Source organism: Sharpea azabuensis DSM 18934 (assembly GCF_000702165.1).
Classification (GTDB): Bacteria; Bacillota_I; Bacilli_A; order Erysipelotrichales; family Coprobacillaceae; genus Sharpea; species Sharpea azabuensis.
This window is the reverse complement of the sequence record NZ_JNKU01000038.1, coordinates 21,620-28,019: the sequence shown is the minus strand read 5'-3', so window position 1 is coordinate 28,019 and position 6,400 is coordinate 21,620. Positions and strand designations below refer to the sequence as shown.

Genomic DNA, 6,400 nt, shown 5'->3' with positions numbered 1-6,400 from the left:
GGTTCATCAAGGATATGGCCAAGGTTCTGTTTGGCAAGGCACATACGTATGAGGAAGCTGCAGAGATCATATACCGGACATATGAATACTATATCTACAGATATCCACAGAAACGTTTTCATGGGAAGACTGCGTACCAGGTAAGACAGGAAGCACTGACTGCAAATACACCGGAACAGTATCCGATTGCACCAAACAGAAGAATAGAACGATTCTGGGAAGGGATTGAGAAGAGCAAAGCAAAACACCAGGCGCAAGCACAACAATAAAAAACAAGGCCAAATCTAATTGACCTTGCTTGGTAGTTGTTTTGGATATTTTCTCTGTCTACTTGACAGGGATCATATCATTTCACCTTCTTTTCATATATTATTCAAGTTCAAAGGCACCAGTATATAACTGATAGTACTGACCTTTCTTGGCAATTAAGTCATTATGGCTACCACGTTCAATAATATGACCATGATCAAGTACCATGATGACATCACTGTTTTGTACTGTAGAAAGACGATGGGCAATGACAAAGACTGTACGTCCATGCATTAAAGCATCCATGCCTCTTTGTACAATTGCTTCAGTACGTGTATCGATAGATGATGTTGCTTCATCCATAATCATAACTGGTGGATCAGCTACAGCAGCTCTCGCAATCGCAATAAGCTGACGCTGACCTTGCGAAAGGTTGGAACCGTTGTTGCGAAGTGGCGTGTTGTAGCCTTCTGGTAAACGTGTAATGAAGTCATGCGCACCAACGAGCTTGGCTGCACCAATACACTCTTCATCAGTTGCATCAAGATAACCATAGCGGATATTGTCCATAACTGTTCCCGTAAAGAGGTTTGTATCCTGTAAGACAATGCCTAATGATCTTCTTAGATCATCTTTCTTGATTTTATCGATATTAATACCATCATATCTAATCTTACCTTTCTGGATATCATAGAAACGGTTGATAAGGTTTGTAATAGTTGTTTTACCGGCACCCGTTGCTCCAACAAAGGCAACCTTCTGGCCTGGTTTTGCAAAGACATTGACATCGAAGAGAATCTGTTTATTAGGATTATAGCTGAAATCTACATCTTCAAGTTCGACATCGCCAGCTAGCTTCGTGTAACTTAGTGTACCATCCTGATGAGGATGCTTCCAAGCCCACATGCCTGTACGTTCAGTTGTTTCCACGATTTCACCATTGACTTCCTTAGCTCTTACTAATGTAACATAGCCTTCATCAACTTCTGGTTCCTGATCCATAAGTTCAAAGATACGGGCTGCACCGGCAAGACCCATGACAACGGCATTAATCTGCTGGGATACCTGGCCAATTGAACCAGTAAACTGCTTTGTCATATTCAGGAATGGAACAACGATAGAAATAGAGATAGCCATACCTGATATAGAGATATTTGGGACATGCCACAATAATAAAACCCCACCAGTAATAGCTGCGATGACATAAAGGATATTAGACATATTATGAAGAATAGGGCCAAGAATGTTGGAATACATATTGGCTTTACGGCTTGCTTCAAACCAGTTTTCATTGACCTTATCGAAGTCAGCAATGGCTTCTTTTTCATGATTGAAGACTTTAACGACTTTCTGACCATTCATCATTTCTTCAATATAACCTTCAGTTTCACCTAGAGTAACCTGTTGCTTAACGAAATACTTTGTGGATTTACCACCAAGTATCTTGGTAACAATAGCCATTAAGATGACACCAATAATAATCATGATAAACATGTTGATTGAATAATAAATCATGACTCCAGCAAGTGTCACAAGAACGACGAATGTTGAGAAAAGCTGTGGGAAGGACTGAGAAATCATCTGGCGTAATGCATCGATATCATTTGTATAAACGGACATGATATCACCATGGGCATGTGTATCAAAGTAGCGAATAGGCAAGCTTTCCATACGCTTGAAGGCTTGTTCTCTGAATTTCGCTAGTGAGCCCTGTGTAATAACAGCCATCAGTCTTTGATATAAGAATGCGGCAACAAGTGAAATGACATAGAAGACGATAAGAATCATTAAATTCTTAAAGATTGGACCACTTGCTTGTGACCAGCTCATATGTTTTTTAAGAGCTTCATCAATTAAAGCGATAATACGTTGCTGGAATACAGCTGGAATGGCTGAAATGATGGCATTAAGAAGAATGAGGAATACAACGAATGGCAAGAGCACTGGGAAGAAAGAGAAAAGTGTTTTCATCAAACGCTTTAATGTCCCCTTTTTAACAAGTGATAAATTTGATTTCTGAGCCATTATTTGTCACCTTCTTTCTTGTTTTGTGAGTAATAGACTTCTTGATAGATTTCATTTGTCTTCAGTAATTCTTCATGTGTGCCTATGGCATTAATGCTTCCTTTACTCATGACAATGATCTTATCGGCATCCTGGACGGATGAAATACGCTGGGCGATAATGATTTTTGTTGTTTCAGGGATGAAACGCTTGAAGCCATCTCTGATCTTTGCATCCGTCTTTGTATCAACAGCACTTGTAGAGTCATCAAGAATAAGAATCTTTGGTTTCTTCAAAAGTGCACGGGCAATACAAAGTCTTTGTTTCTGACCACCTGATACGTTTGTACCACCTTGTTCTATATAAGTATTATAGCCATCAGGCATCAAGTCAATAAACTCATCAGCACAGGCTAAATGGGCTGCTTCTTTAATATCTTCATCTGTCGCATTTTCATTACCCCAACGTAAGTTATCCGCAATTGTCCCAGAGAATAATTCATTCTTCTGTAAAACAACAGAAACCTGATCTCTCAGTGTTACGAGGTCATACTCCTTGACATTATGATCCCCAACAAGCACTTCCCCTTCAGTGACATCATAAAGTCTTGAAATCAAATTGACTAATGATGTCTTACTTGAACCAGTACCACCAATAATACCAACTGTTTCACCACTCTTTATAGAAAGGTTAACATGATCTAAGGCATTACGATCAGCTTTTGATGAGTATTTGAATGAGACATTCTTGAATTCAATATCACCATTTTTTACTTCCATAAGTGGATGTTCTGGATTAGTAAGAGTACTCTTTTCACTTAATACAGCCACAATACGTTCAGCAGATTCTGTTGAGATGGTAATCATGACAAAGATCATAGAAAGCATCATCAAGGAAATAAGAATCTGGAATGAATAAGTAAGAATGGAAGAAAGCTGGCCGACATTGAGCCCTAAGGCACCTGTAGAAATAACGCGGTATGAACCAAATGACAACGTAAATACAACAACAAGATATAAACAGAACTGCATCAATGGTGCATTGATGGCAAGTATCTTTTCAGCTCTTGTGAAATCTCCACGAACATCTTCAGCCGCATTAAAGAATTTCTTGTTTTCATAGTCTTCTCGCACGAAAGACTTCACAACACGAATACCATTGATATTCTCCTGTACAGAAGCATTTAGTTTATCATATTTATTAAAGACAGCCTTGAATAATGGCATAACCTTCTTTGAGATATAGAATAATCCACCCCCAAGAACAGGAATAGTAAACAAGAAAATAAAAGATAAAGAACCACCCATCACATAAGCCATCACGAATGAGAAGACAATCATCAATGGAGCTCTCACGGCAATACGAATAATCATCATAAAGGCCATCTGTACATTTGTGATATCCGTTGTCATACGTGTGACAAGTGATGAAGCGCTGAATTTATCAATATTCTCAAAAGAGAATGACTGAATATTTGTGAATAAATCTCTTCTTAAGTTCTTCGCAAAACCGGCTGATGCATTGGCCGCTGTAATACCAGCCCATGCGCCAAAGAAGAGCGAGAAACAGCCCATCGCAAATAATGCAAGACCATATGTCCATAATACATGCGGTGTCGCCTTACCAGCCTGTAAGAGGTTGACTAGTCTGGCAATGAAAAATGGAATAATACATTCCATAATGACTTCACCAATGACAATGATTGGTGTTTTAATTGCATCTTTCTTATACTCTCTTAATGAGTTAAGTAGAATTTTCGTCATTTTTTCTTGACTCCTTCCAATTGATTTAAAAACTCTGGATCATGTCTTAACTGATCCCAATAGACATTAAGTTTATCTAGAAGATGTAAGAGCTCATCTTTTTCTTCCTCAGTTAATGTCGCAAATAATTGTAATTGTATGGCATCAAGCTGAGCCTTTTGGCGTTTTGCTTCCTGATGTCCTTTTTCACTTAGGCGAATGAGAACCTTACGTGCATCATCTTCGTCCTTTCTTCTCTCCACGAGTCCTTCATTTTCCATCTTGCCAAGCATTTCGGCAAGCGAAGAAGACTGAATATCAAGCTTGGTCTGTAATTCACGCTGACTTGTTTCCTTCTTTTCATCAAGAAAAATCAACGCTCGACGTTGTCCTGTCTTGTTGCCCGTATAGATAAAAAGAAAATGGCCTAACTTCCGTAAATTGCCATAAAGAGCACACTCCGATCTTTCATCTTTCATATTTTCACCTACTTTCCTAGGTTCCTCGCAGTTATTATACTCGGACCCTAGTGAAATGCAAGAGAAATTCATTATGTGAAAAAATTAATCAAAAAGCACTCCCTCTTCATCAGGAAAGTGCTATTTTGGTATTATTTCTGTTTTGCGATTGTTTCCAACATATGCCGAGCGACACTATATTCATAGTAAGGCCCAAGTTGTGTATGAGCAGCATATTGAGCTTCTTTTAAGGCTGTTGAAGGAGCATAGGAATGTTGAAACATTGACAACATCTTAATGTCATTGCCCCCATCTCCATAGACCGCTATTTCATCATCATGGATATATAGATATTGTCCAAGCCAATGAATAGCTGTACCTTTGTTTACAGATTTTTTCGTAATTTCAATCATATTGTCATCACATGGAGCATTGATAATGGCATCACTATGTTCATCAAGAAAGTGATAGAAACGATTATAGGACTGGCCTGGTTCTAGAAATGTATTAATCTTGCAGATATCCTGTTCGAGAATCTCTTGCGTACTTTGATTAAAGACGAGATGCTTGGATGCATTATTCATAAACATCTTTGTGACATCAACATCTTCTTCTAAAGGCATACTTCTAAGCTTTTGTGTGAAAGCTTCAAGGGATTGTTTGGTATAGGTCTTTGTTGGTGTGAGGAATTCGAGATTCAAGTCATCAAATTCTTCCAAAATTAATTTCAAAACATCCTTATCAATCAATTCCTTTTTCAAGATTGTACCCTGTGGACTTTTTATGAGTGCCCCATTCAAACAGATCTGATAGATCTTATTCTCTAGTCCATTGAGTGTTGTCATAGCGCTGTCTCTACCAGTGGCAATTGTAAAGTAATAGCCTGAAGCAACAATCTTTTCGATTGATGCCACAATAAGTTCATCAAATTGATGTGATCGTGGAAGCAATGTTCCATCTAGATCCGATGCAAAGAGTTTAATCATATCTTGTCCCACCTCATATCTTTATAACCTTCATTATTTTAATCGAGGATATTGAGGAATGCTTTTGTTTTTCAAATGTTGAAAGACTTATTGGACATGCCCACTGCTTACACCTGCACTTGCATCATCCAAAGGTAGCCAGTCGAGAGCTTTATGGATGAATGTATCCCAAAAGACCCAGTCATGACCACCAGGTCCTGTCTGGTATTCATGAGGAATATCTCTTTCAAGTAAGTGTTGGTGGAAGGCATCATTTTGTTTCTTCAACAAATGATCATCATTGCCACATGCCATATAGATATGAGGAATATCTTCTTTCTTAAGGCCATCAATAAGGGCATAATAATCCTTATCACTGCCCTTGAGCTTTGAAAGATTGCCAAATACAGATTCATAGTAATGACGATTGCCAATAAGATTAGGATTATCATAGGATGATGTATAGACATCATCTAGGATAAGTGCACTCGACAAAGCGACAATAGAACCAAATGTTTCATGATACTTTAAGCCATTGCGAAGAGCACCATATCCACCCATTGAAAGACCGCCAATAAATGTATCTTCTCTTTTCGAAGAAAGGGGGAAGGTTCTTCTTGTGAAGTCTACAAGTTCCTGACCTATAAATTCACCAAAGTATTCCATGTGATCTGGCTGATCAACATAGAATTTATTCTCACCACTTGGCATGACAACCGCCAAGTTCTTTTCTGCAGCCCATGCAGCAATCCTTGTACCAACAATCCAATCCGTCGTACTTCCTAGTATGCCATGGAGTAGATAAAGTGTCTTAAATGTCGATTGTGGTTTGAAATGAGGATCTGTTGCGACAAACTTATCCGTTGGAAGAATAACCGTAATATCGACTGTACGCATAAGTGATTTTGAAAAAAAGTTACAAGTTAAATGTGCCATATTATACCTCTTTCATATTTATATATATAAATAATTTTATCATATT

At 38.3% G+C, this 6,400-nt stretch carries 6 protein-coding genes; 1 reads left to right on the top strand and 5 read right to left on the bottom strand.

All coding sequences use genetic code 11. From position 1 onward, the window contains the following. Positions 1-269, top strand: a 269-nt coding sequence (locus T529_RS0108695; RefSeq protein ID WP_033163227.1) for a hypothetical protein, incomplete at its 5' end; no start/stop codon positions are given. 100 nt (positions 270-369) lie between these two features. On the opposite strand, the gene T529_RS0108690 is transcribed toward T529_RS0108695, so the two are convergent. From T529_RS0108690 to T529_RS0108670, 5 genes are all read right to left on the bottom strand, one after another. Beyond that, complete coding sequence (locus T529_RS0108690) at positions 370-2,274, bottom strand: ABC transporter ATP-binding protein (protein WP_033163219.1); 1,905 nt, start codon at positions 2,272-2,274, stop codon at positions 370-372. Beyond that, on the bottom strand, positions 2,274-4,016 hold the full coding sequence (locus T529_RS0108685) for an ABC transporter ATP-binding protein (RefSeq protein ID WP_033163218.1): 1,743 nt from the start codon (positions 4,014-4,016) through the stop codon (positions 2,274-2,276). Before T529_RS0108685 ends, T529_RS0108690 begins: the two co-directional genes overlap by 1 nt. Continuing rightward, positions 4,013-4,474 carry a MarR family winged helix-turn-helix transcriptional regulator gene (locus tag T529_RS12610; protein WP_051646931.1) on the bottom strand — a complete coding sequence of 154 codons (462 nt, stop codon included), beginning with the start codon at positions 4,472-4,474 and terminating at the stop codon, positions 4,013-4,015. Before T529_RS12610 ends, T529_RS0108685 begins: the two co-directional genes overlap by 4 nt. Before the next feature lie 131 nt (positions 4,475-4,605). Next, entirely contained in the window at positions 4,606-5,439 is an 834-nt protein-coding gene (locus T529_RS12605; protein ID WP_051646930.1) for an HAD-IIB family hydrolase, read from the bottom strand. A gap of 87 nt (positions 5,440-5,526) precedes the next feature. Then, positions 5,527-6,354 (bottom strand): alpha/beta hydrolase, encoded by an 828-nt coding sequence (locus T529_RS0108670; protein ID WP_033163217.1) that lies wholly within the window; start codon positions 6,352-6,354, stop codon positions 5,527-5,529. Positions 6,355-6,400 lie beyond the last annotated feature (46 nt).

Excerpts from the sequence above, each read along its gene's own strand:
- T529_RS0108690 (WP_033163219.1), bottom strand. The coding sequence starts at position 2,274 with ATGGCTCAGAAATCAAATTTATCACTTGTTAAAAAGGGGACATTAAAG.
- T529_RS0108685 (WP_033163218.1), bottom strand. The coding sequence starts at position 4,016 with ATGACGAAAATTCTACTTAACTCATTAAGAGAGTATAAGAAAGATGCA.
- T529_RS12610 (WP_051646931.1), bottom strand. The coding sequence starts at position 4,474 with ATGAAAGATGAAAGATCGGAGTGTGCTCTTTATGGCAATTTACGGAAG.
- T529_RS12605 (WP_051646930.1), bottom strand. The coding sequence starts at position 5,439 with ATGATTAAACTCTTTGCATCGGATCTAGATGGAACATTGCTTCCACGA.
- T529_RS0108670 (WP_033163217.1), bottom strand. The coding sequence starts at position 6,354 with ATGGCACATTTAACTTGTAACTTTTTTTCAAAATCACTTATGCGTACA.